The sequence below is a fragment of the Streptomyces sp. NBC_00986 genome, from assembly GCF_045162565.1.
Lineage (GTDB): Bacteria > Actinomycetota > Actinomycetes > Streptomycetales > Streptomycetaceae > Streptomyces.
The window spans coordinates 4363823-4386331 of record NZ_CP108733.1; the positions used below are offsets into that span (position 1 = coordinate 4363823).

The window sequence follows — 22509 nt, forward strand, 5'->3', positions numbered from 1 at the left end:
AAACGCCGCCGGCCGGCCCGGAGAACCGGACCGGCCGTCAGGCCTAGCAACGCGGGGGAAAGGGCTAGCTGTTGGTGAGCACGATCTTGCCGAACTGGCCGCCGGAGTCGAGGCGTTCGAAGCCTTCGCGGGCGCGGTCCATCGGCAGCACCTCGTCGATGACCGGCCGTACACCGGTGGCGGCGCAGAAGGCGAGCAGGTCCTCCAGCTCGTCCTTGGTGCCCATGGTCGAGCCGACGACCTTGAGTTCGAGGAAGAAGATGCGGGTCAGTTCGGCGTGCGAGGGCCGGTCGCCGCTGGTGGCACCGGAGATGACGATCGTGCCACCGGGCTTCAGGGACTTGACCGAGTGGGACCAGGTGGCGGCGCCGACGGTCTCGATGACGGCGTCGACGCGCTGCGGCAGCCGCGCCCCCGGTTCCACCGCCTCCAGGGCGCCGAGCTCCAGCGCCCGCTTCCGCTTGGCCTCGTCCCGGCTGGTCGCGAAGACGCGCAGTCCCGCCGCCTTGGCAAGGACGATGGCGGCAGTGGCGACGCCCCCGCCGGCACCCTGCACGAGCACCGAATCACCGGGCCGTACACCGGAGTTGGTGAAGAGCATGCGGTAAGCCGTCAGCCAGGCGGTAGGCAGACAGGCGGCTTCGGCGAAGGAGAGTTCCTTCGGCTTCGGCAGCACGTTCCACGTCGGTACGGCGACCCGCTCGGCGAAGGTGCCCTGGTAGTGCTCGGTGAGGATGGAACGGGGTTCCTTGGGACCGACGCCGTGACCGGTCTGGCCGATGACGGAGTGCAGGACGACCTCGTTGCCGTCCTCGTCGACACCGGCGGCGTCGCAGCCGAGGATCATCGGCAGCTTGTCCTCCGCGAGGCCGACGCCGCGCAGGGACCAGAGGTCATGGTGGTTGAGGGAGGCGGCCCTGACGTCGACGACACTCCAGCCCGGCCGGGCCTCGGGGGCGGGGCGCTCCCCCGACTCAAGGCCGGAGAGCGGCTGGTCGCGGTCGATTCGGGCGGCGTAGACGGCGAACATGCCCCCGACGATAGGCTCCGCCGGTTGACCAGGGAACTACCTCGGGTTGTGACACATGCCCTCTTGCACGAGGGGTGCGGGGTGTCTGCTTGGCCGTCTCCTGGGGGCTGCGCCCCCAGACCCCCCGCCGCTATCGGCCTGAACGGCCTCGTCCTCAAACGCCGGACGGGCTGAGGGGCGACCGCCGTCCGCAAAGCGCACCCGCCACCCGTCAGCCGTCAGCCGTCAGCCGTCAGCCGTCAGCCGTCAGCCGTCAGCCGTCAGCCGCCGAACGACCGGACCACCCACGGGCAACGTCGCCCCTTCAATCCCCCGAACGGGCGGGCGGGTGGGAAAGCACAAGCCCCCACGACCCGCAGCCGCCACCGCACCCGGACCACCCACGGCAAACGCCCACCCCCCAAGTCACCCGCACGGGCGGGCGGGTGGGAAAAGGGGCCCCGCCCAAACGGACGGGACCCTTCACGCCGCTACCGACGGGCAACCCCCTCCGCCCGCGCCGCCGCAGCCACAGCCGCGGTGACCGCAGGCGCGACCCGCTCGTCGAAGGGTGACGGGATGACATAGTCCGCGGCGAGGTCGTCCCCGACAACACCCGCCAACGCCTCCGCCGCCGCGATCTTCATCCCCTCCGTGATCCGGGACGCCCGCACCTGCAGCGCCCCCGCGAAGATCCCCGGAAACGCCAGCACGTTGTTGATCTGGTTCGGGAAGTCCGACCGCCCGGTGGCGACGACCGCCGCGTACTTGTGCGCCACATCCGGGTGCACCTCGGGATCCGGGTTGGCCATGGCGAAGACGAACGCACCCTCCGCCATGGAAGCCACGGCAGGCTCCGGCACCGTACCCCCGGAAACGCCGATGAAGACGTCGGCACCTTCCAGTGCCGCCTCCAACGACCCGGAGATACCCGCCTTGTTGGTGATCTCGGCGAGTTCACGCTTGACGGGCGTGAGGTCGTCCCGGTCACGCGAGACGACACCCTTGCGGTCCGCGACGGCGACATCGCCCAGCCCGGCCTCGAGCAGGAACTTGGCGATGGCCACGCCGGCCGCACCCGCACCGGAGATGACGGCCCGCAGGTCGCCCAGCTCCCGCCCGGTCAGCCGCGCGGCGTTCCGCAGTGCCGCCAGTGTCACGATCGCCGTACCGTGCTGGTCGTCGTGGAAGACCGGGATGTCCAGCCGCTCCTGGAGCCGGCGCTCGATCTCGAAGCAGCGCGGCGCCGAGATGTCCTCCAGGTTGACGCCCCCGAAGGAGGGCGCGAGCCGCACGACGGTCTCGATGATCTCGTCGACGCCGGTGCAGTCCAGCGCGATCGGCACCGCGTCCACGCCGCCGAACTGCTTGAACAGGATCGCCTTGCCCTCCATGACGGGGAGGGAGGCCTCGGGACCGATGTCGCCGAGTCCGAGCACCGCCGTACCGTCCGTCACGACGGCGACCACGGACGACTTCCATGTGTAGTCGTGGACGAGTTCCGGCTGCTCCGCGATCGCGGTGCACACACGCGCGACGCCGGGTGTGTACGCGAGGGACAGGTCGTCCTTGTCGCGGATCGGCACGGTGGCCTGCACGGCCATCTTGCCGCCGCGGTGCAGCGCGAACGCCGGATCGAAGGAATCGAGGGGCTCGGCCCCGCCGTCCTGATCCGTACTGCTGTCGCTGCGAGGATTGACGATCTCCGCTGCCACTTTGTCTTACCCCTTAAGTCTTCATTGATTTGAGGGTGGCCACTCCCTGGTGAGGGGTGGGCGGGCACCGCGCAGGGCCCAGAGAATTGATGCGTACGAGCACCTGCGCGACGGGCGCGCCGCACACGCGCCCTGAGCCCCGGATGAGGGGTGTAGAGACCCTTCTTACCGGACGGACACCGCCGAGGACGAGTCCAATAGGCGCAAGGTCACATCTCGTCCGCCTAGGGCGGAACAATGATCGATCACATCGTGAGACATGCCGAAGGTCTTCCGGCCGGAAGGAGTGATTCCCGTAGATGGTCCGGGGTGGGGCCGTCCTGATGTACCGACCTGATGCGATTCGGGGTTCACCCGTTATCCGATTTTGACATGGCTGCTCCCCTGAATGGTTCAGTCCGAATGGCAAGATGCCCTAATCACACGAGGTCGCGACACCCGAAGGTGTGTGTTCTCGCCGACCCGTCGGCACCGCCATCCATCCGCCGGAGGAACCCACCATGACCGCACGATTCACCCGTCGTACGACCGCCGCGCACACCCGGCTCACCGCGGTCGGTGCGATCGCGGTCGCCGGCACCCTGCTGCTCACCGGCTGTGGTGACCAGACCAAGAAGGACGACTCCAGTTCGTCCGCCAGTTCGGCCCCGCTGGCGAGCAAGCTGCCCTCCGCGATCCGCGACAAGGGCGTCATCACGGTCGGCTCGGACATCGCGTACGCGCCGGTCGAGTTCAAGGACAACGCCGGCAAGGTCGTCGGTCTCGACCCGGACCTCGGCGCCGCGATGGGCAAGCAGCTCGGGGTGAAGTTCGAGTTCCAGAACGGCACCTTCGACGCACTGCTCACGGGTCTGCGGTCCAACCGTTACGACATCGCCATGTCGGCGATGACGGACAACAAGAACCGCCAGGACGGCGTCGACCCCGACACGGGCAAGAAGGTCGGCGAGGGCGTCGACTTCGTCGACTACCTGACCGCCGGTGTCTCGATCTACACGCGCAAGGGCGACACCGAGAACATCGCCTCGTGGTCCGACCTGTGCGGCAAGAAGCTCGCGGTCGAGCGCGGCACGGTCTCCGAGGACCTCGCCAAGACCGAGACGAAGAAGTGTACGGGCGGCAAGAAGATCACCATCGAGCCCTTCGACGACGACCAGCAGGCCCAGACCCGGCTGCGCTCGGGCGGCGCGGACGCGGCCTCCTCCGACTTCCCGGTCGCGGCCTACGCCGTGAAGACCTCCGGCGGCGGCAAGGACTTCCAGCTCGTCGGCGACCAGGTCGAGGCGGCGCCGTACGGTATCGCGGTCGCCAAGAGCGACACGCAGCTGCGGGACGCGCTGCAGGCCGCGATGGACGCAGTGATCAAGAGCGGTGAGTACCAGAAGATCCTGACGAAGTGGGGCGCCGAGGACGGTGCCGTCAAGTCGTCCGTGATCAACGGCGGCAAGTGACCGCGGAACCCGCCGTCGCTGAGAGGCAACATCCGTGACTACTGACATCGACGGGGCGCCGGGGCCGCTGGACACACCCCCGGCCGCCCCGAAACCCATCAAGGCCATTCCGGTCCGGCACTACGGCCGCTACGTCTCCGCCGTGATCGCGATCGGCATCCTGGTCTCGATCATCTACGCGTTCGGCCAGGGCAAGATCAACTGGCATGCCGTACCGGACTACTTCTTCGACCACCGGATCATGACCGGTGTCTACAAGACCCTCCTCCTGACGGTCCTGTCGATGGTCATCGGCATCGTCGGCGGCATCGGCCTCGCGGTGATGCGGCTGTCGAAGAACCCGGTGACCTCGTCGATCGCCTGGTTCTACATCTGGTTCTTCCGCGGCACCCCGGTCCTGGTCCAGCTGTTCCTCTGGTTCAACCTGGGCCTGGTCTTCGAGTACATCAACCTCGGTCCGATCTACAAGAACTACTGGTCGGACTTCATGACGCCGCTGCTGACGGCGCTGCTCGGCCTCGGCCTCAACGAGGCCGCGTACATGGCGGAGATCTGCCGCGCCGGTCTGCTCGCCGTCGACGAGGGCCAGACCGAGGCCTCGCACGCGCTGGGCATGAGCCACGCCAAGACGCTGCGCCGGATCGTGATCCCGCAGGCGATGCGCGTGATCGTGCCGCCCACGGGCAACGAAGTGATCAACATGCTGAAGACGACCTCGCTCGTGGCGGCCGTCCAGTATCCGGAACTCTTCCGCTACGCCCAGGACATCGGCCAGAACTCCGGCGCCCCGGTGGAGATGTACTTCCTCGCCGCCGCCTGGTACCTGATCATGACGTCGGTCCTGAGCGTCGGGCAGTACTACGTCGAGCGCTACTACGCCCGCGGTTCCAGCCGCGCGCTGCCGGCGACGCCGTACCAGAAGATCAAGGCGAACATGCTGTCCATCGGCCGTCCGAAGGGAGGCGCGGCATGAGTCCCGAACTCAGCAAGACCGACGGCGCCGCTACGACCGACCCGTCGGTCCCGATGGTCAAGTCCGAGGGCGTGCACAAGTCGTTCGGCCCGGTCGAGGTCCTCAAGGGCATCGACCTGGAGGTGAAGTCCGGCGAGGTGTTCTGCCTCATCGGCCCCTCCGGCTCCGGCAAGTCGACCTTCCTGCGGTGCATCAACCACCTGGAGAAGGTCAACGCGGGCCGGCTGTACGTCGACGGCGAGCTGGTCGGCTACCGCCAACAGGGCGACAAGCTCTACGAGTTGCGCGATCGCGAGGTCGCGGTGAAGCGCCGGGACATCGGCATGGTGTTCCAGCGCTTCAACCTGTTCCCGCACATGACGGCCGTGGAGAACATCATCGAGGCGCCGGTGCAGGTCAGGGGCGTCAACAAGGGCCAGGCCAGGGAGCGCGCGATGCAGCTCCTGGAGCGGGTGGGGCTGTCCGACAAGGCGCAGAACTACCCCTCGCAGCTCTCCGGCGGCCAGCAGCAACGGGTGGCCATCGCGCGGGCGTTGGCGATGGACCCGAAGCTGATGCTCTTCGACGAGCCGACCTCGGCCCTCGACCCGGAGCTGGTCGGTGACGTCCTCGACGTCATGCGCGACCTCGCCGAGTCCGGGATGACGATGATCGTCGTCACCCACGAGATGGGCTTCGCCCGCGAGGTCGGCGACAGCCTCGTCTTCATGGACGGCGGCGTGGTGGTCGAATCCGGCCACCCGCGCGACGTCCTGACGAACCCTCAGCACGAGCGCACCCAGGGCTTCTTGTCCAAGGTGCTGTAGCAGTAGGCGAGTTGAAGGGGCGGTACGAGATCCTCGTACCGGCCCTTCGGCGTTCCCTACCGCTGGCTCTTCATCAACAGCTGCGGATTCAGGGCCAGTTCACGCAGCTGGCTCTTGGTCAGCGGCGGGGTCGTGAGCAGCGGGCCCAGGGAGTTCCGGCCCGTGAAGCCGGCGGTGTCGTCGACCTGGAGGGTGCCGCCCTTCTTCAGATAGAGCGTGACCATGAGGTACTCGCCCCACTTCTGGCGTTTGTCCTGCATGACAGCGAGGTGGGTCCAGTTCTTGCGGAACTCCAGGACGTTCCCGTTCGGCAGCCTCTCGAAGCTGCACGTCCCGACGTCCTCCTTGGTCGGCATGTCACAGGGGTGGCTCCAGCCGGCGACCGCCTTCGGGCTGGTGAAGTTGAGGACCCTGACGAAGCCGACCCCGCCGTCCCTGCTGACCGCGTAGCTGCCGTAGTACGAGCCGACCGGGCCGGACATCGGGAAGTGCGTCTCCCGCCAGAGCACGTAGTCCATGCTCACTTCGCGGATCTCCCCGACGCCCGCGGGCAGCAGCTTCGCGAAGGCGGCCGCTTTCGCGGTGCGCGCGCCGGGGGCCTGCGTCACCTGGGGCTTCCCGTCCTTCGTGCCCCTTCCGCCTCCCGGCAGCAGCCCGGGCCCGACCACCACGCTCCCCGCGGCCACGGCGGTGACGACGCCCGCCAGCACTGCCCTGCGGCGCGCCCGCACCCGCGCGGCCCGTGCGAACACCGCCTCCGTGCCGCCCCCCTGCGGAACCGGCACCCCCTCCAGCGCCTGCCCCAGCCACTCCCTCACCTCGGGCGGCTCGACCTCGTCGGTCCTCATACGTGTTCCCCTTCCTCCCGCACCGCGGCCTTCATCGCCGCGAGCCCCCTCGCCGCGTGGCTCTTGACCGTGCTCTCCCGCATGTCCAGCAGCTCCGCGGTGGCGGCCACGCTGAGGTCCTCCCAGTAGCGCAGCACCAGCACGGCCCGCTGCTTGGGCGTGAGCGTCGCGAGCGCCGCCCGCACCACCAGCCCCGTGTCGTTGTCCGCCAACTCCCCCGGCGCGTCCGGGAGTTCGCCGTACGCCTGCTCGCGCCGCCAGAACCGTCGCCGCCCCGCGATGAAGGTGTTGACCAGCGTCTTGCGCGCATACGCCTCGAGGTTGTCCAGCCGCCCGTGCCGGCGCGCGCCGAGCACCACCTTCACCAGCGCCGTCTGGACGAGGTCCTCCGCCTCGTCCCGGTTCCCGCACAGCAGATACGCGCTGCGGAACAGCGCCGTGCGTCTGCCTTCGACAAAGGCGTGCAACGCCGTCTCCGCGCCTCTCCCCACCACTCCCCCTCCCCGGCCCGCACTTCGCGAGGGGCCGCCTCACTCCTATCAGTGCGGCGGAGCACCGGTCAGGACGCAGCAGAGGCGGTACGGATTTCCCGTACCGCCTCTGTCTGATCTCCCGCGGTCCTACTTCAGCGCGAGCAGCACGGTGTCGGAGGGCGAGCACCACACCGCACGCGCCTCCCCGAACCCCTGCTCGCGCAGCACGCGCGCGTGCCACGCCGCCGAGGGCATGTCACCGTCCGCGTGCTCGCCGTAGATCTCGTAGCGGCGGGCCGTCGGCCCGGCGAGGACGGGGTCCTGGGCGGCGAGCTGCCACCACTCGGCCCAGTCGAGGGCGCCGTTCCGCTTGGCCTGATCCATCTGTGCGTGCCGGTGCGCGCGCTCCGCCGCGTTGATCCTGGGCGTCGACTCGTCGATCATGTGGTCCGCGTTCATGAAGACACCGCCGTCGCGGACGAGTCCCGCGACCTGACCGTAGAGGGCCGCGAGGGGTTCGCTGTGCAGCCAGTGGAGGGCCGTGGCGGTCAGCACGGCGTCGTACGAGTCGTACGGCAGCCTCGTCGTCCACTCCGGGTCCTTGAGGTCGGCCGTCACGAAGGTGACCCGCTCGTCGTCCGCGAAGGTGCCCTCGGCGATGGCGAGGAGGGCCGGGTCGAGGTCGACACCGGTGCTGGTGGCGTCCGGGAAGCGGGCGAGCAGCCGGGCGGTGATGCTGCCGGTGCCGCAGGCGAGGTCGAGCACGCGGGGTGCGGGGCCGGTGAGGGCCTCGACCATGTCGAGCATGATCCGGAAGCGGTCCTCCCGGTCGGGCATGTACCACTCCTGCTGCCGGTCCCAGCTCTCCTGCCAGGCCTGCCAGTCGGTTCCGACACCGGTCGTCATGAGGACCCCCTGTCCACTCACTGTCGTAATACCCTGGAAGCACGATCAGCTGTTACCCGACCGCATCCACGACCATAGAGCGCCTCCGTAAGGACTACAAGTGGAACTGGCCTATTACTCGGACTACGCCGTACGCCTCGTCAACACCGAGGAACCGGCGCGGGGCAAGGACGCCCTCACCTCGGTCGAGGCCGTGCGGGACCTGTTCGGCACCAACCAGGAGGCGGCCCGCCGCGCCGCCGACGCCGACGTCACCCGCTTCCGCTCGGTCCGGGCCCGGCTGCGGGCGGTCTTCGAGGCGGCGGACGGCGGCGACGAGACCCTCTCCGTGAACCTGCTGAACTCGCTCCTGCTGGAGTTCCCGGTCAGCCCGCAGATCTCGGGCCACAACTTCCGGGACGACGACGGCCGCCCGCTGTGGCACATGCACCTCGCGGACCACCCGTCGAACGCGACGGCCGGCTACGCGGCGATCGCGGCGATGGGCCTGGCCTTCCACCTCACCGAGTACGGCGTCGACCGCCTGGGCCTGTGCGAGGCGGCGCCGTGCCGCAACGCCTACCTGGACACCTCGACGAACCGCTCCCGGCGCTACTGCTCGGACCGCTGCGCGACCCGCGCCAACGTGGCCGCCTACCGGGCCCGGAAGCGCCTGGAGGCCGACCGGTCGGGGAGCACGGGCCTGGCCGCCGAGAGCGCCCAGCGGACGAGCGCGACCGGCGAACGCTGACCGGCCTTCGGCGGCCGGTACCGGAAACGCACCTTGCCCAGCACCAGATCCTCGGGCACGGTGCCGTAGTCCGTACTGTCCCCACCGGCGAACGCGTTGTCCCCGAGCACCCACCACCCCCCGTCCCGCCGCTCCGCCGCCCGCTTGACGACCAGCAGGTCCTGCTGGAACGGATGGCGCAGCACGACGATGTCACCGGGCCTGATCCGCGCCCCGTACTGCACCACGAGCAGATCCCCGTGCAGCAGTGTCGGCACCATGGACGGCCCGGTCACCTCGGCCGTCCCGAAGGGCAGTGCGGCCCTCCCGCGCTCGGTCTCCTGCGACAGCTCCGGCATCCCCGGCACCTCCCCGGTCCTATCCTCCACCAGTCTGAGTCCGACCCTGGACTTTTGTCCTAAGCCCATGGGGGCACTCGCGAAATCAGCTTCTCCAGGGAGTAATGTCCCACCTGAGAAGACGATCACGAGGAAGGAACGCTCCATGCTTTCCCGCCTGTTTGCCCCCAAGGTGAAGGTCAGCGCGCACTGCGACCTGCCCTGCGGTGTGTACGACCCGGCCCAGGCCCGCATCGAGGCGGAGTCGGTGAAGGCCGTGCAGGACAAGATGGCCGCCAACGACGACCCGCACTTCCAGGCGCGCGCCATCGTCATCAAGGAGCAGCGCGCCGAGCTCGCGAAGCACCACGTCTCGGTGCTCTGGAGCGACTACTTCAAGCCCCCGCACTTCGAGAAGTACCCGGAGCTGCACCAGCTGGTCAACGACACCCTGAAGGCCCTCTCGGCCGCCAAGGCGTCCACCGACCCGGCGACGGGCCAGAAGGCGCTCGACTACATCGCCCAGATCGACAAGATTTTCTGGGAGACGAAGAAGGCCTGACACCCAGTCGGCCTGTCCCGACCGACCGGCGATCGGTGCACCATCGCAGGTCAGTGGGTTTGAGGAAGGGGCTCCACCGGTTCACCGGCGGGGCCCCTTCCCCGTACCCGGCCCGGCAGCAGCAGCCCCCGTGCCATCCTGGACGACGTGAACCGCGACGACCTCGTACGGCTGCGCCAGGCCCGTGACCGCATGAACCGCGAGTACGCCGAACCGCTCGACATGGCCTCGATCGCGCGGACCGCGCTGATGTCCCCGGGCCACTTCCAGCGCAGCTTCCGCGCCGCGTACGGGGAGACGCCGTACAGCTATCTCATGACCCGGCGGATAGAGCGGGCGAAGGCCCTCCTCCGGCGCGGCGACCTCAGCGTGACCGAGGTGTGCATGGCCGTCGGGTGCACGTCCCTCGGTTCCTTCAGCTCCCGCTTCACCGAGCTGGTCGGCGAGACCCCTAGCGCGTACCGCGCCCGCTCCCACGAGGCCGGCGCCGTGATCCCGTCCTGTGTGGCCCGCACCTTTACCCGGCCGAACCGGGCGGGACCGCCGCTCCGCCCCTAGCCTGTCCTGCATGGACCTGAAACTCCGCCAGTGCTTCATCGCCGTCGACGACCACGACAAGGCGCTCGCCTTCTACTGCGACGTCCTGGAGCTGGAAATCCGTAACGACGTCGGTTTCGAGGGCATGCGGTGGGTGACCGTGGGGTCGCCGTTGCAGCCGGACGTGGAGATCGTCCTGGAGCCGCCGGCCGCGAACCCGGACGCCTCCCCCGCGGACAAGCAGGCCATGGCCGAACTGCTCGCCAAGGGCACCCTGCGCGGGGTCAACTTCACCACCGCCGACTGCGACGCCCTCTACGCCCGCGTCCAGGAGTCCGGCGCCGAGGTGGTCCAGGAGCCGACCGACCAGCCGTACGGCGTCCGCGACTGCGCGTTCCGCGACCCGGCCGGGAACATGCTGCGGTTCATGCAGCGGAGCGAGGACTGAGGGACGGGACCGAAGGGAGGCCGAGGGGGCTGAAAAACTCTCGGGCGGGTCGCCGCCTCGCGCCTACCATCACGCCATGAGCGCTACGAGCATCCGCTGGACCTACGCCTTCGTCGACCGCCCGCACGGCCGCGTCGACCCCGCCCGCGACTTCTGGACGGCGGTCACGGACACCCGGCCGTCCGAACTCCGGGGTGACGAGGGCGAGTTCGTCACCCTGCTGCCCGAGGGCGCGGACGCCTGCGTAAAGGTCCAGGGCGTCGAGGCCGGCCCGGGCGGCGCCCATCTCGACTTCTCCGTCGAGGACGTACCGGCGTTCGTGGGCGCCGCCCTGCGACTCGGCGCGGAGACCGTCGCCGAGCACGACGGCTGGGCCGTACTCCGGTCCCCCGCCGGGGAGTTGTTCTGCGCGGTCCCCTGGCACGGCGAGTCCGTACGGCCGCCCGTCGTGGCCGGCACCCGCCTCGACCAGGTCTCCCTCGACATCGGCCCCGGCTCCTACGACGCCGAAGTCGCCTTCTGGAGCGCCCTGTTGCCCGACTGGGCCTCGCTGTCGGGCGCGCTCCCCGAGTTCCACGTGCTCAAGCCCCCGCCCGGCCTGCCGATCCGCATCCTGCTCCAACGCCTCGGCGAGGAACGCCCCGCCGCCGCCCATCTCGACCTGGCCTGCGCGGACATCGACACGGCCGTCGCCCGCCACGAGAGCCTCGGCGCGACCGTCGTCGCCCACGGCAAGCACTGGACCGTGATGCGGGACCCGGCCGGCGGCACCTACTGCCTGACGGGCCGCGACCCGGAGACCGGCGGGCTCCCTAACCGGCCCTAACCGCCCCTGACGCAGACGACGAGCACCCGATGGTCGTCACGCCGCGAGTCCGTCGGCATGGGACAGGCGCTCTCCCCGTCCTGCCGCGACAGCGGCGTACGCGTCTCGCCGGGCGGGTGCGACGCGCCGGAGTCCTGCAACCACACCGTGAGCCCGCCCCCGACGGCCACCGCGGCCACCCACACGACCAGGGCCCGGCGCCACAACCGGCTCAAGCCGTCCACACCTCCACGTCCACCACCGCGCCGACCGGAATCGCCCCGTACACATGCGGGAACTCCTCCCCACCCGGCTCCGGCGCCTCGTACTTCAGCGGTACACCCAGCTTCCCCGGGTCCACGACCAGGACCACCAGCTCGTCGGGGCCGTCGTAGGAACCGTACAAAAATGCCGCCACGCGCGGGAGTTGGGCGCGGGTCGAGCAGTGGATGAAGCCCTCCTCCTGGAGGGTGCGGCCACGCGTCGACCACTCGTAGCTCCCCCGCTCGCGGGCCGCGTCCCAGAGGGCGCGCTCGGTGATGTGGAGGATGGGGGTGGTGGTGAGTTCCTGTTCAGACATAAGCCCACGCTACGGCCTCGGCTCGCGCCACATCGGGTACATGCGCGGGCCGTCCGGGAGGTCGAGGGTGTGCTCGGTGAACGTGTAGCCGAGGCGCTCGTACAGCTTGGTACTGCGCTCGCTGCTCGCCTCCAGGTAGGCGGGGAGGCCCTCGCGGTCACAGCGGTCCAGGACGTGCCGGATGAGCGCGGCACCGAGGCCCTCACCCTGCCGATCCGGGGCCACGGCGATCATCCACAGGTATTCGTGCGCCCGCCCGGCGGGATGCGACTCCGCCATGAGGCGGGCGATCGTCTCGACCCGCTCGTTGTCGGGATCGACCAACTCCCGTAGCCCTACGGCTTCGTCCTCCCCGTCCTCCGCATGCGCCTCGCCCGGTACCGACAGCCACAGCGCGCACGCCGCGCCGTCCTCGGCGAGGTCGATACGGCCGTCGGCGAACACCGCGTCGGTGAAGGCGGCCATCAGCCTGTGGTGGGTCGTGCGGCGGTACTCGGCGTCGGGGAAGACCCAGCCGCTGACCGGATCGTCCTGGAAGGCCTCGTCCAACAGCCGGACGACCAGCTCTCTGTCACCCTCGCCCGCCGCCCGTATCGCCACACCCATGTCCCGCCCCTAGCTCTCAACCACCGTCACTTGAAAGGGTGTTGAGCCTAACGGGACTTGCGGGGCGAGTGAGTCGAAGGGGCGCGTCGGTGTCGAGAGGCCGAGCGCGCGGAGGCCCGCAGGGTCGAGCACGGTCGGCCTCTCGACACCGCCACGCGCAGGTAGGCGCATATTGAACACAGCGGCGCCCCTGGGGCGAACCGAGCTCCCAAAAAAGGCGCGCCCCGCGCACCGTGGGGATGCGCGGGACCCGCCCGTCCGGAGCCCCGGTGGCCGTGCGGAGTCAGGGCCGCACCGCTCCCGAGGGCTCCGGAGTCATCAACTGCTGCGCCGGGTCACGAACTCGGCCAGCGCCAGCAGACCGCCCGCGTCCTGCGGGTCCGGGATCGCCCGGGCCAGCTCCTGCACGGCCCGCGCCATCCGGTCGGCCGCCTGGTCCTGCGCCCAGTCCCGGCCCCCCGCCCGCTCGACGGCGAGCGCGGTGCGCTCCAACTCCCCTTCCTCGTACGGCAGTCCGTACAGTTCCGCGAGTTCCGCGGCCGCCGGGGTGCCCGAGGTGAGGGCGGCGACCACGGGCAGGGACTTCTTGCGGACGGCGAGGTCGGCGCCGGCCGGTTTGCCCGTGCGGCCGGGGTCGCCCCATATCCCGATGACGTCGTCGATGAGCTGGAAGGCGAGCCCGGCCTGGCGGCCGAACGCGTCCAGCGCCTCGACGTCCTCGGCGGACGCCCCCGCATACAGGGCCCCCACGGCACAGGCGCAGCCGAGGAGCGCGCCGGTCTTGGCCTCGGCCATGGCGAGCACCTCGTCGAGGGTGACCTCGGCGGGGGCCCGCTTCTCCATGGCGGTGTCCGCGTGCTGGCCCTCGCACAGTTCGACGACGCAGTCCGCGAGGCGGGCCGCGGCGGCCGCGGACGCCGGGTGCGGGTCCTCGGCGAGCAGCCGGAGGGCCAGCGCCTGGAGGGCGTCCCCGGCGAGGATCGCGTCGGCGTCGCCGAACACGGTCCACGCGGTGGGCCGGTGTCTGCGGGTGGTGTCCCGGTCCATCACATCGTCGTGCAGCAACGTGAAGTTGTGGACCAGCTCCACCGCCGCGGCGGCCCGCACCGCGCTCGCCCGTGCCTGCTCGCCGCCGAGCGCGGTGGCGGCGGCCAGGACGAGGGCGGGGCGGATCGCCTTGCCCGCGTTGCCCGCCGCCGGTGTGCCGTCCGCGTGCTCCCACCCGAAGTGGTAGAGCGCGACCCTGCGCATCGAGCCGGGCAACGAGTCGATCGCCGCGCGCAGTTCGGGGTCGACGGACGTCCTGGCCCCCTCCAGGATCACCGCCGCCTCGTGCCCGTCGGGCTGCCGCCCGCCGTCGGGGTGCTGTTTCGTCTCCGTCCTGAACTCGGCCATGGACTCCCCCCTCGACTCGGCCACGGGGTCCCCCTCGGAGAGTCCGCGGACGGTGACGCTTCCGCCGCGGCCGGTCGCGTCGGACCGGGGTGTACCCGCCCTTCCGGGCGGGAACACCGCGTCCAGCTGCTGAAACGTCACCTCCAACGGCCGATCTCGACGTTCTCCAGGACGCCGAGGGCGTCCGGCACGAGGACGGCCGCCGAGTAGTAGGCCGTCACGAGGTAGTTGATGACCGCCTGTTCGTTGATGCCCATGAAGCGCACCGACAGGCTCGGCTCGATCTCGTCCGGGATGCCGGCCTGCTGAAGGCCGATGACACCCTGGTCGGCCTCGCCGGTACGCATGGCGATGATCGAGGTGGTCCGCCGGTCACTGACCGGGATCTTGTTGCACGGGTAGATCGGCACGCCGCGCCAGGTCGGGATGCGGTTGCCGCCGACGTCGATGGACTCCGGGACCAGTCCGCGCTTGTTGAGCTCGCGGCCGATCGCGGAGATCGCGCGCGGGTGGGCGAGGAGCATCCTGGTGCCGCGCCGCCTGCTGAGCAGTTCGTCCAGGTCGTCCGGGCCGGGGACGCCGTCGTGGGGCTGGAGCCGCTGGTCGTACTCGCAGTTGTTGAGCAGGCCGAACTCGCGGTTGTTGATGAGTTCGTGCTCCTGGCGCTCCTTCAACGCCTCGACGGTGAGCCGGAGTTGCTGCTCCGTCTGGTTCATCGGCTGGTTGTAGAGATCGGCCACGCGCGAGTGGATGCGCAGGACGGTCTGGGCGACGCTCAGCTCGTACTCGCGCGGCCGGGCGTCGTAGTCGACGAACGTGTGCGGGATGTCCGGCTCGCCGGAGTGGCCCGAGGCGAGGTCGATGGACTTCTCGCCGTACTTGTTGGTGCGCTGCTCCGGGATCGCCCGCAGCTGCGCGAGGTGGTCCCGGAGGGTCTCGGAGCGCTCCGCGACCTGCTCGACGTCTCCGCGGGCCAGGATCAGCACCGTGCAGGCGGTGTCCGCGCGGGCCGTGTACTCCCAGATGGCATCCGGGTCGAGCAGTGCCTGGTCGCCGAAGTAGGCGCCGTCGGCGAGGACCCCGAGGACCGTGTCGTCGCCGTACGGGCCCGTGCCGACCTTCTCCACCCTGCCGTGCGCCAGCAGGTAGACCTCGTCGGCCTGGCCGCCGAACGACGCGATCGCCTCCCCCGGGGCGTACTCGCGCTGCCGGCAGCGGGTGGCCAGCTCCGAGAGCACCTCCTCGTCCTCGTAGTCCCGCAGCGCGGGCAGTTCGCCGAGCTCCGCGGGGATGACCTCGACGCGGTCGCCGGTCTTCACGAATGTCACCCGGCCGTCGCCCACGGAGTAACTCAGCCGTCGGTTCACCCGGTATGTGCCACCCTGCACGTTCACCCACGGCAGTGTGCGCAGCAGCCAGCGCGAGCTGATCTCCTGCATCTGCGGCGCGGACTTCGTGGTCGTGGCCAGGTTCCGCGCAGCCGCCGTACCAAGACTCTGCTGCGGCTTGTTCTGCTCCGCGCGGACCTCTTCGCCTACCGACATAGAGAAATGCCCTCCCCATTCATGCCCGGCACCTGTGCGCCCGGCATCGTTCTCGCGCACCAGCCTTCCTCACGGAGCGTGCTGATGGTATTACCCGAAAGAGCGGGAATGGATCTTCAACTGCTGGGCACAGGGGCCGTTTACGTCGAATGTTGTTCGAGTGGCGGCTGATGTCCGGGGTGTCCGGATCGGCTCGCACACCGTACGAACAAGTCGTCCGTACCGCGCTTTTTCGGTACAAGCAGCGATACGAGACGGCCTTGTACGGCGGCCGTCGCACAGCACGAAGGAGGCGTCATGGCCTCACCCATGTCCGCGGGCGGTTTCCTGGCCGGTCTGAAAGCGGAGGGCGTCAGCGTCGTCGAGGTCGGCGACTGGGAGCACCACAACCGCAACCACAAGGGCGCGTGGGGGCCCGTCCACGGCGTGATGATCCACCACACGGTCACCAAGGGCAGCGCGGCCACGGTGGAGTTGTGCCGCGAGGGCCGCCCGGACCTCCCCGGCCCGCTCTGCCACGGCGTCATCATCAAGGACGGCCACCTCCACCTGGTCGGCTACGGCCGCGCCAACCACGCGGGTCTCGGCGACGACGACGTGCTCCGCGCGGTGATCGCCGAGAAGGCACTGCCGCACGACAACGAGGCCAACACCGACGGCAACCGGCACTTCTACGGCTTCGAGTGCGAGAACCTCGGCGACGGCGAGGACCCCTGGCCCGAGGCCCAGTTGGCGACCATCGAGAAGGTCTGCGCGGCGATCTGCCGCCACCACGGCTGGTCGGAACGGTCGGTGATCGGACATCTGGAGTGGCAGCCCGGAAAGGTGGACCCGCGGGGATTCACGATGTCATGGCTACGGGACCGGGTCCGCGACCGACTGAAGTGACCGCCGGGTGGCGTGGGGCATGCGGGGAACTCGGGGGCCACGGGGGCCACGGGCGATACCGGCGACGTGGGTGACGCGGGTGACGCGGGTGACACGGGTCCCCGAGCTACCCGGGCGAGCGACACGGATGCCTCGGACAACCCGCGTGACATCGGTGGCACGGGGACCTCGGGCAACCCGGACGACATCGGTGGCACGGGCTCCTCGGACAACCCGGCGACATGGGCCACGCGGGCGCCTCGGGCAACCCGGCGACATGACTGACAGAGGTCCCCCGAGCTAGCCGGGCGACACGCATGCCTCGGACGACCTGGGCGACATCGGTGGCACGCGCACCTCGGGCAACCCCGGCGACATGGGCCACGCGGGCGCCTCGGGCAACACGGGCGATACGAGTGCCTCGGACGGCCTGGGCGACATCGGTGGCACGGACACCTCGGACAACCCCGGCGACATGGGTGACGCGGGTGACTCGGGTCTCCCGAACTACCCGGGTCTCCCGAACTACCCGGGTGCCTCGGGCGGCACGGGTGCCTGGGGCGATCCGGGGGGACACGGCCCCCTCGGCCAGCCCAGGCGATCCGGCCGCCACCGGCATGCACGCCCCTGGCAACCCGGGCGACCCGGCCCGCACAGGTGCCTCGGGTGACAATGGTGCCGTGACCAGCCCCGACCTCGCCGCGCTGCGGCCCCGGCTCCCGTCGCCGTTGGAGGAGATCGCGGACGGGCGTTTCGGACGGCACAGCGTCCGGCTGCTGCTCAAGCGGGACGATCTGATCCACCCGGATCTCATCGGCAACAAGTGGCGCAAGCTCGCGCCGAACCTCACGGCGGCGGTCGGCCGTACGGTCGTGACGTTCGGCGGTGCCTACTCCAACCACCTGCGTGCCACCGCCGCCGCGGGCCGCCTCCTGGGTCTGGCCACGGTCGGCGTGGTCCGCGGCCAGGAGCTGTCCGACCGCCCGCTCAACCCGTCCCTGGCCCGGTGCACGGCCGACGGGATGCGCCTCCACTTCGTCGACAGGTCGACGTACCGGCGCAAGTCCGAGCCGGAGACACTGGCCGCGATCCTGCGCGCGGCCCAGGCGGAGGACGCGTACGTCGTCCCCGAGGGTGGCAGCAACTCCCTTGCCGTACGCGGCTGCCGGGCCCTGGGTGAGGAACTACGCGCGCGTGCCGATGTCGATGCCCATGTCGATGTGGTCGCCCTGGCGTGCGGGACCGGTGGCACGTTGGCCGGGCTCGCCGCCGGTCTCGGTCCTGACCAGCGCGCTTTGGGGATACCGGTCCTCAAGGGCGGCTTCCTGAGCGCCGGCATAGAGGAGCTGCAGGAGCGCGCCTTCGGTGGCCGGCGGGGCGACTGGTCCCTCGACGACCGCTTCCATTTCGGCGGCTACGCGCGCGTGCCGGTCGAACTCGACGCCTTCGCCGAGGACTTCGAGCAGCGGCACGGGGTGGGCGTAGAGCGTCTCTATGTCGCCAAGTTGCTGTACGGACTTGTCGCCCTCGCCGGTGAAGGCGCCTTCCCGCGCGGGAGCACGGTCGCCGCGGTGATCACCGGGCGACCGTTCCCGTAAGCCGACTTCAGGGGCCGTAGAAACCGGGACCGCTACGCCGCCTCCCGGTAAGCCGCCGCCTCCTCCAGGTCGAGGCGGCGCAGCAGGGTGCGGAGCATCTCGTCGTCGATGTAGCGGCCGTCTCGGAGGCGGACGAACATCGAGCGTTCGGCGCTGATCATCTCGCGGGAGAGGCGGCGGTAGGTGTCGTCGACGGTCTCGCCGGTGACGGGGTTGGTGGCACCGAGGCGCTCCCAGACGGCGTTGCGGCGGCGCTCCAGGACCTCGCGGAGGCGGTCGGCGAGCGGAGGCGGCAGGGCGTTGCGTTCGTCCTCCAGAAGGGCCTCCAGGCGTTTTTCGGCGACCCGGGAGGCCTGTGCCTGGGCGTTGGCCTCGGCGAGCGTCTCGGCCTGCTGGTCGCGGCCGGGGAATTTCAGGAGGCGGATGATCGGGGGCAGGCTCAGGCCCTGCACCACCAGGGTCCCGATGACCGTCGTGAAGGTCAGGAACAGGATGAGGTTGCGCTGCGGGAAGGGGTCGCCGCCGTGCACCGTGAGCGGGATCGAGAAGGCGATGGCCAGCGAGACCACGCCTCTCATGCCGGCCCACGCGGTGGTCATCGCCCCCTTCCAGGTGGGGCTGTCCTCTCGCTCCCTGATCCGCGCCGACAGGATGCGGGGGATGAAGGCCGCCGGATACACCCACACGAACCGGGTCGCGACGACCACCAGGAAGACGGCGATCGCATACCAGGCTGCGTCCAGGCCCCGGTACTCGCCAAGTCCCTTGAGGACCACCGGCAGTTGGAGCCCGATCAGGGCGAACACCGCGGACTCCAGGACGAAGGCGACCATCTTCCAGACGGCCTCCTCCTGGAGGCGGGTCGCGAAATCGACCTCCCACGCGCGGTGCCCCAGATAGAGCGCCACGACCACGACGGCGAGCACCCCGGAGGCGTGCACCTGCTCGGCGACCCCGTAGGCGACGAACGGGATCAGCAGGGAGAGCGTGTTCTGCAGCAGCGCCTCCTTGAGGTGCGTGCGCAGCCAGTGGATCGGCACCATCATCAGGAGCCCGACCCCGACCCCGCCCACGGCCGCGAGCAGGAACTCCCAGATGCCGCCGGCCCAGGTCGCGCCCTCGCCGACCGCGGCCGCGAGGGCCACCTTGTAGGCGGTGATCGCGGTCGCGTCGTTCAGCAGGGACTCGCCCTGGAGGATCGTCGTGATCCGGGACGGCAGTCCCACCCGGCGGGCCACCGCCGTCGCCGCGACCGCGTCCGGCGGCGCCACCACCGCGCCCAGCACCAGGGCGGCGGTCAGCGGCAGCCCCGGCACGATCACGTACGCGGCCCAGCCGACGACGAACGTGGCGAAGAGCACGTAGCCGACCGACAGCAGCGCCACGGGCCGCACCTGGGCCCGCAGATCGAGGTACGAGCTGTCGGTGGCCGAGGTGTACAGCAGCGGGGGCAGCAGCAGCGGCAGCACGACCTCCGGGTCGAGGGTGTAGTCGGGCACCCCCGGGACGTACGAGACGACCAGCCCGACCGCGACCAGCAGCAGCGGCGCCGGAACCGGGGTGCGCCGGGCCCCGGCGGCCACCACCGCGCTCCCCGCCACCAGCAACAGCAGTGGCATCACGTCCATCGTTCTCGCCCGCCCTCGTTTTTTCGCGCGGCCAACCGCACACCCGTCGTAATCTGGCAATCATGAAACAGTGCACGCACGCCGACGCGCTGCCGCTCCCTGAACCGGGGCCCCAGAGCGATACCTGTCTGGAGTGTCTGGCGGCCGGCACCCACCCGGTGCAGCTGAGACTGTGCCTCTTCTGCGGCCATGTCGCCTGCTGCGACTCCTCCCCCGCCCGTCACGCGACAGCTCACCACAAGGATTCCGGACATCCGGTGATGCGGACGTTCGAGGTCGGGGAGAGCTGGCGCTGGTGCTTCGTCGACCACGTCCTCCTGTGACGCCGTAATCCGACCCCCGGTTTCGACGGTTCGACCGTCTGACGTCTGGGTACGTCAACCCGGCGCGCGCTCTTCCCAATTGGGCCCGCAGGACCCCTAGCCACGGAGCGTATCCGTAGGTTTACTATGAGTGACAGCATGGGGTTGGGGTCCCGGGGACAGAAAAGTTCGGAGCGCGGTAGCGTCACCGCTGAACCAAGTATCGCGTTACCCCGGGGGGCGACCCCTGGGCCCCCGAAAGAGCTTGTACCACCTTGGAGGTGAGGGTGTCCCAGATCGCAGGCGAGCCCGCGACCCAGGACTTCGTGGAAGTCCGGCTGCCGGCTGCGGGTGCCTACCTGTCGGTGCTGCGTACGGCCACGGCCGGCCTCGCGGCCCGTTTGGACTTCACCCTCGACGAGATCGAGGACCTTCGCATCGCGGTGGACGAGGCCTGCGCGATCCTGCTCCAGCAGGCCGTGCCGGGCTCGGTGCTCAGCTGTGTCTTCCGCCTCGTGGACGACTCGCTCGAAGTCACCGTCTCCGCCCCGACGACGGACGGTCACGCCCCCTCGCGCGACACCTTCGCCTGGACCGTGCTCTCGGCCCTCGCGGGCAAGGTCTCATCGGCAGTCGACGAGGACAAGACCGTTTCGATCAGCCTCTACAAACAGCGCGGCGCGGGACCCGGGCCGGCGTGAGGAACGGGGACGGGCCGGTGCGGGACGAAGAGCGCGGCACACGGGAGCTGCCGGCCGAGGGCGGCCCAGGCGGATCCCGCCGCACGGCGGACGACGGCGCCCTCGTGCCACGCGGCCAGATCCCCGAGCAGGCCCGGCCGCACCCGGAGGAAGAACCCTCGGAGGCCGGTGTGATGGACGACGGTCAACGTGAGCAGGACGGTGGCGTGCGTATTGGTGGGGTCTCCCCCGTTGCCGGGGGTCCCCCCGCTCCGACTGGGTCGAGCGCGGGGGAGGAGGCGAAAGCTCGGGAAGGGGCGACGGGCCAGGCGATGAGCGAGCACGAGCGGGACAACGTGGCGGGCACGCAGAGCGTGCAGGTCACACGGCACGACCCCCAGGACCGCAGCGGGGCGCGCGCACTCTTCATCGAGCTGCGCACGCTCAAGGACGGCAGCGTCGAGTACGCGGAGCTGCGCAACCGGCTGGTCCGTATGCACCTGCCGCTCGTCGAGCACCTCGCGCGCCGCTTCCGCAACCGCGGCGAGCCGCTGGACGACCTGACCCAGGTCGCCACCATCGGCCTGATCAAGTCGGTCGACCGCTTCGACCCGGAGCGCGGTGTCGAGTTCTCGACGTACGCGACCCCGACGGTCGTCGGCGAGATCAAGCGGCACTTCCGCGACAAGGGCTGGGCGGTGCGCGTCCCGCGCAGGCTCCAGGAGCTGCGCCTGTCGCTGACCACGGCGACGGCGGAGCTCTCGCAGCGGCACGGCCGCTCCCCCACGGTCCACGAGCTGGCCGAGAAGCTGGGCATCTCGGAGGAGGAGGTCCTGGAGGGCCTGGAGTCGGCCAACGCCTACTCCACGCTGTCCCTGGACGTCCCGGACACGGACGACGAGTCCCCTGCGGTCGCGGACACGCTCGGCGCGTACGACGAGGCCCTGGAGGGCGTCGAGTACCGCGAGTCGCTCAAGCCGCTGCTGGAGGACCTGCCGCCCCGGGAGAAGCGCATTCTGCTGCTCCGGTTCTTCGGCAACATGACGCAGTCGCAGATCGCGCAGGAGGTCGGCATCTCTCAGATGCACGTGTCCCGGCTGCTGGCCCGGACGCTGGCCCAGCTGCGGGAGAAGCTTCTCGTCGAGGAGTAGACCCCGGCCGGGATCAGCTCTTCGGCTCTTCGGCTCCACGACCAGGCCCTCGGATTCCGAGGGCCTGTGTCGTCGCCGGGTTCACCAGCAGCACCAGCGCGGCGATGGCGATCACCGCGAGCGCGATGCCGGCCGGGATGGCCACGCTGTCGGCCTGGAGCAGGTTGTAGGCCACGGGCAGTGCCATGACCTGGGTGATGACGGCCGGGCCCCGGCTCCAGCTGCGCTGCCCGATCAGTCCGCGGGCGGCCAGCAGCGGCAGCAGCGCGAGCACCACCAGGGTCACGCCCCCGGTCACGGCCTGCTGGCGGTCGTCCGGTTCGCCGGTGAGTCCCAGGACGAGAATCCACACCCCGGCGACGGCGAGCGCGAGGCCCTCCAGCGCGACGAGGACCGCCGCGTAGGTCAGGCGGCGCGGGCGGGGTCCGTCGGGGCCGTCGGTCTCCGGGGCGGGGGTCTGCTCAGCACTCACCCCAGAAGGGTAGCCCTCGGGATACGGCCCCAGGTGTTCAGGCTCACGCCGTCTCCTCTTACCCAACGCCTACCTCGGTATGGGCCGAGTACCCCCCAGTAGGTAC

26 protein-coding genes are annotated in these 22509 nt (G+C 70.2%); 13 read left to right on the plus strand and 13 right to left on the minus strand.

The window, feature by feature from the left end; genetic code table 11:
- Positions 1-64: 64 nt before the first annotated feature.
- Together OG504_RS18745 and OG504_RS18750 are read right to left on the minus strand one after the other, a co-directional pair.
- Complete coding sequence (locus OG504_RS18745; protein ID WP_405990853.1) at positions 65-1030, minus strand: zinc-binding dehydrogenase; 966 nt, start codon at positions 1028-1030, stop codon at positions 65-67.
- Between the two features lie 470 nt (positions 1031-1500).
- Complete coding sequence (locus tag OG504_RS18750; RefSeq protein ID WP_405990854.1) at positions 1501-2724, minus strand: NADP-dependent malic enzyme; 1224 nt, start codon at positions 2722-2724, stop codon at positions 1501-1503.
- Between the two features lie 500 nt (positions 2725-3224).
- Here OG504_RS18750 and OG504_RS18755 point away from each other — a divergent pair, with 500 nt between their 5' ends.
- From OG504_RS18755 to OG504_RS18765, 3 genes are read left to right on the plus strand one after another with little or no spacing between them, the layout of a single operon-like run.
- The gene (locus OG504_RS18755; RefSeq protein WP_405990855.1) at positions 3225-4175 is read left to right on the plus strand and encodes an ABC transporter substrate-binding protein; all 951 of its coding nucleotides are present in this window, start codon (positions 3225-3227) and stop codon (positions 4173-4175) included.
- A 34-nt stretch (positions 4176-4209) separates the two neighbouring features.
- Positions 4210-5148 carry an amino acid ABC transporter permease gene (locus OG504_RS18760; RefSeq protein ID WP_405990856.1) on the plus strand — a complete coding sequence of 313 codons (939 nt, stop codon included), beginning with the start codon at positions 4210-4212 and terminating at the stop codon, positions 5146-5148.
- Positions 5149-5201: 53 nt separating this feature from the next.
- Positions 5202-5954: an amino acid ABC transporter ATP-binding protein gene (locus OG504_RS18765; protein ID WP_328686347.1), complete on the plus strand. Its 753-nt coding sequence runs from the start codon at positions 5202-5204 to the stop codon at positions 5952-5954.
- Between the two features lie 56 nt (positions 5955-6010).
- On the opposite strand, the gene OG504_RS18770 is transcribed toward OG504_RS18765, so the two are convergent.
- The 3 genes from OG504_RS18770 to OG504_RS18780 form a co-directional block, all read right to left on the minus strand.
- Positions 6011-6802 carry a hypothetical protein gene (locus OG504_RS18770; RefSeq protein WP_405990857.1) on the minus strand — a complete coding sequence of 264 codons (792 nt, stop codon included), beginning with the start codon at positions 6800-6802 and terminating at the stop codon, positions 6011-6013.
- Complete coding sequence (locus tag OG504_RS18775) at positions 6799-7293, minus strand: SigE family RNA polymerase sigma factor (RefSeq protein WP_405990858.1); 495 nt, start codon at positions 7291-7293, stop codon at positions 6799-6801. Before OG504_RS18775 ends, OG504_RS18770 begins: the two co-directional genes overlap by 4 nt.
- Positions 7294-7422: 129 nt before the next feature.
- Positions 7423-8181 (minus strand): class I SAM-dependent methyltransferase, encoded by a 759-nt coding sequence (locus OG504_RS18780; protein ID WP_405990859.1) that lies wholly within the window; start codon positions 8179-8181, stop codon positions 7423-7425.
- A 100-nt stretch (positions 8182-8281) separates the two neighbouring features.
- Here OG504_RS18780 and OG504_RS18785 point away from each other — a divergent pair, with 100 nt between their 5' ends.
- Entirely contained in the window at positions 8282-8911 is a 630-nt protein-coding gene (locus OG504_RS18785; RefSeq protein WP_405990860.1) for a CGNR zinc finger domain-containing protein, read from the plus strand.
- Here the strand turns inward: OG504_RS18785 and sodX are convergent.
- A complete protein-coding gene (gene sodX, locus OG504_RS18790; RefSeq protein WP_405990861.1) occupies positions 8815-9249 on the minus strand; it encodes a nickel-type superoxide dismutase maturation protease in 435 nt (144 codons plus the stop codon). The genes OG504_RS18785 and sodX overlap by 97 nt on opposite strands.
- Before the next feature lie 145 nt (positions 9250-9394).
- Here sodX and sodN point away from each other — a divergent pair, with 145 nt between their 5' ends.
- The 4 genes from sodN to OG504_RS18810 all read left to right on the plus strand — a co-directional run bounded on the left by sodN (position 9395) and on the right by OG504_RS18810 (position 11601).
- On the plus strand, positions 9395-9790 hold the full coding sequence (gene sodN / locus OG504_RS18795; protein ID WP_019058247.1) for a superoxide dismutase, Ni: 396 nt from the start codon (positions 9395-9397) through the stop codon (positions 9788-9790).
- 147 nt (positions 9791-9937) lie between these two features.
- Entirely contained in the window at positions 9938-10348 is a 411-nt protein-coding gene (locus OG504_RS18800) for a helix-turn-helix transcriptional regulator (protein ID WP_019058262.1), read from the plus strand.
- Positions 10349-10358: 10 nt separating this feature from the next.
- Positions 10359-10775 carry a VOC family protein gene (locus OG504_RS18805; protein WP_318018756.1) on the plus strand — a complete coding sequence of 139 codons (417 nt, stop codon included), beginning with the start codon at positions 10359-10361 and terminating at the stop codon, positions 10773-10775.
- A 76-nt stretch (positions 10776-10851) separates the two neighbouring features.
- Positions 10852-11601 (plus strand): VOC family protein, encoded by a 750-nt coding sequence (locus OG504_RS18810; RefSeq protein ID WP_405990862.1) that lies wholly within the window; start codon positions 10852-10854, stop codon positions 11599-11601.
- On the opposite strand, the gene OG504_RS18815 is transcribed toward OG504_RS18810, so the two are convergent.
- The 5 genes from OG504_RS18815 to OG504_RS18835 form a co-directional block, all read right to left on the minus strand.
- Entirely contained in the window at positions 11598-11825 is a 228-nt protein-coding gene (locus tag OG504_RS18815) for a hypothetical protein (protein WP_405990863.1), read from the minus strand. The two genes, OG504_RS18810 and OG504_RS18815, sit on opposite strands and share 4 nt — an antisense overlap.
- On the minus strand, positions 11813-12160 hold the full coding sequence (locus OG504_RS18820) for a DUF952 domain-containing protein (protein WP_405990864.1): 348 nt from the start codon (positions 12158-12160) through the stop codon (positions 11813-11815). Before OG504_RS18820 ends, OG504_RS18815 begins: the two co-directional genes overlap by 13 nt.
- Before the next feature lie 9 nt (positions 12161-12169).
- Entirely contained in the window at positions 12170-12766 is a 597-nt protein-coding gene (locus tag OG504_RS18825) for a GNAT family N-acetyltransferase (protein ID WP_405990865.1), read from the minus strand.
- Between the two features lie 318 nt (positions 12767-13084).
- Positions 13085-14161: a family 2 encapsulin nanocompartment cargo protein polyprenyl transferase gene (locus OG504_RS18830; RefSeq protein ID WP_405996372.1), complete on the minus strand. Its 1077-nt coding sequence runs from the start codon at positions 14159-14161 to the stop codon at positions 13085-13087.
- Positions 14162-14298: 137 nt separating this feature from the next.
- Positions 14299-15705 carry a family 2B encapsulin nanocompartment shell protein gene (locus OG504_RS18835; protein ID WP_405990866.1) on the minus strand — a complete coding sequence of 469 codons (1407 nt, stop codon included), beginning with the start codon at positions 15703-15705 and terminating at the stop codon, positions 14299-14301.
- A 297-nt stretch (positions 15706-16002) separates the two neighbouring features.
- Between OG504_RS18835 and OG504_RS18840 the strand changes: the two genes are divergently transcribed.
- Together OG504_RS18840 and OG504_RS18845 are read left to right on the plus strand one after the other, a co-directional pair.
- Positions 16003-16593 (plus strand): N-acetylmuramoyl-L-alanine amidase, encoded by a 591-nt coding sequence (locus tag OG504_RS18840; protein WP_405990867.1) that lies wholly within the window; start codon positions 16003-16005, stop codon positions 16591-16593.
- Positions 16594-17252: 659 nt separating this feature from the next.
- The gene (locus tag OG504_RS18845; protein ID WP_405990868.1) at positions 17253-18170 is read left to right on the plus strand and encodes a 1-aminocyclopropane-1-carboxylate deaminase/D-cysteine desulfhydrase; all 918 of its coding nucleotides are present in this window, start codon (positions 17253-17255) and stop codon (positions 18168-18170) included.
- Between the two features lie 32 nt (positions 18171-18202).
- Here OG504_RS18845 and OG504_RS18850 read toward each other — a convergent pair whose 3' ends face one another.
- A complete protein-coding gene (locus OG504_RS18850) occupies positions 18203-19798 on the minus strand; it encodes a Na+/H+ antiporter (protein WP_405990869.1) in 1596 nt (531 codons plus the stop codon).
- Positions 19799-19860: 62 nt separating this feature from the next.
- On the opposite strand from OG504_RS18850, the gene OG504_RS18855 reads away from it, so the two are divergent.
- The 3 genes from OG504_RS18855 (at position 19861) to OG504_RS18865 (ending at position 21931) form a co-directional block, all read left to right on the plus strand.
- A complete protein-coding gene (locus tag OG504_RS18855) occupies positions 19861-20121 on the plus strand; it encodes a UBP-type zinc finger domain-containing protein (protein ID WP_405990870.1) in 261 nt (86 codons plus the stop codon).
- A 266-nt stretch (positions 20122-20387) separates the two neighbouring features.
- Positions 20388-20801: an anti-sigma regulatory factor gene (locus OG504_RS18860; protein ID WP_004925829.1), complete on the plus strand. Its 414-nt coding sequence runs from the start codon at positions 20388-20390 to the stop codon at positions 20799-20801.
- Positions 20798-21931, plus strand: coding sequence for an RNA polymerase sigma factor SigF (locus tag OG504_RS18865; protein WP_405990871.1), 1134 nt, complete (start codon positions 20798-20800; stop codon positions 21929-21931). The genes OG504_RS18860 and OG504_RS18865 overlap by 4 nt, the downstream gene beginning before the upstream one ends.
- A 13-nt stretch (positions 21932-21944) precedes the next feature.
- On the opposite strand, the gene OG504_RS18870 is transcribed toward OG504_RS18865, so the two are convergent.
- On the minus strand, positions 21945-22403 hold the full coding sequence (locus OG504_RS18870) for a hypothetical protein (protein WP_405990872.1): 459 nt from the start codon (positions 22401-22403) through the stop codon (positions 21945-21947).
- Between the last annotated feature and the right edge of the window lie 106 nt (positions 22404-22509).

Bases quoted from the DNA above. Each gene is read 5' to 3' on its own strand.
- OG504_RS18840 (WP_405990867.1), top strand. From the start codon at position 16,003: ATGGCCTCACCCATGTCCGCGGGCGGTTTCCTGGCCGGTCTGAAAGCG.
- OG504_RS18825 (WP_405990865.1), bottom strand. From the start codon at position 12,766: ATGGGTGTGGCGATACGGGCGGCGGGCGAGGGTGACAGAGAGCTGGTC.
- OG504_RS18770 (WP_405990857.1), bottom strand. From the start codon at position 6,802: ATGAGGACCGACGAGGTCGAGCCGCCCGAGGTGAGGGAGTGGCTGGGG.
- OG504_RS18850 (WP_405990869.1), bottom strand. From the start codon at position 19,798: ATGGACGTGATGCCACTGCTGTTGCTGGTGGCGGGGAGCGCGGTGGTG.
- sodN (WP_019058247.1), top strand. From the start codon at position 9,395: ATGCTTTCCCGCCTGTTTGCCCCCAAGGTGAAGGTCAGCGCGCACTGC.
- OG504_RS18780 (WP_405990859.1), bottom strand. From the start codon at position 8,181: ATGACGACCGGTGTCGGAACCGACTGGCAGGCCTGGCAGGAGAGCTGG.
- OG504_RS18755 (WP_405990855.1), top strand. From the start codon at position 3,225: ATGACCGCACGATTCACCCGTCGTACGACCGCCGCGCACACCCGGCTC.
- OG504_RS18830 (WP_405996372.1), bottom strand. From the start codon at position 14,161: ATGGCCGAGTTCAGGACGGAGACGAAACAGCACCCCGACGGCGGGCGG.
- OG504_RS18765 (WP_328686347.1), top strand. From the start codon at position 5,202: ATGGTCAAGTCCGAGGGCGTGCACAAGTCGTTCGGCCCGGTCGAGGTC.
- OG504_RS18820 (WP_405990864.1), bottom strand. From the start codon at position 12,160: ATGTCTGAACAGGAACTCACCACCACCCCCATCCTCCACATCACCGAG.
- sodX (WP_405990861.1), bottom strand. From the start codon at position 9,249: ATGCCGGAGCTGTCGCAGGAGACCGAGCGCGGGAGGGCCGCACTGCCC.
- OG504_RS18805 (WP_318018756.1), top strand. From the start codon at position 10,359: ATGGACCTGAAACTCCGCCAGTGCTTCATCGCCGTCGACGACCACGAC.
- OG504_RS18855 (WP_405990870.1), top strand. From the start codon at position 19,861: ATGAAACAGTGCACGCACGCCGACGCGCTGCCGCTCCCTGAACCGGGG.
- OG504_RS18810 (WP_405990862.1), top strand. From the start codon at position 10,852: ATGAGCGCTACGAGCATCCGCTGGACCTACGCCTTCGTCGACCGCCCG.
- OG504_RS18835 (WP_405990866.1), bottom strand. From the start codon at position 15,705: ATGTCGGTAGGCGAAGAGGTCCGCGCGGAGCAGAACAAGCCGCAGCAG.
- OG504_RS18745 (WP_405990853.1), bottom strand. From the start codon at position 1,030: ATGTTCGCCGTCTACGCCGCCCGAATCGACCGCGACCAGCCGCTCTCC.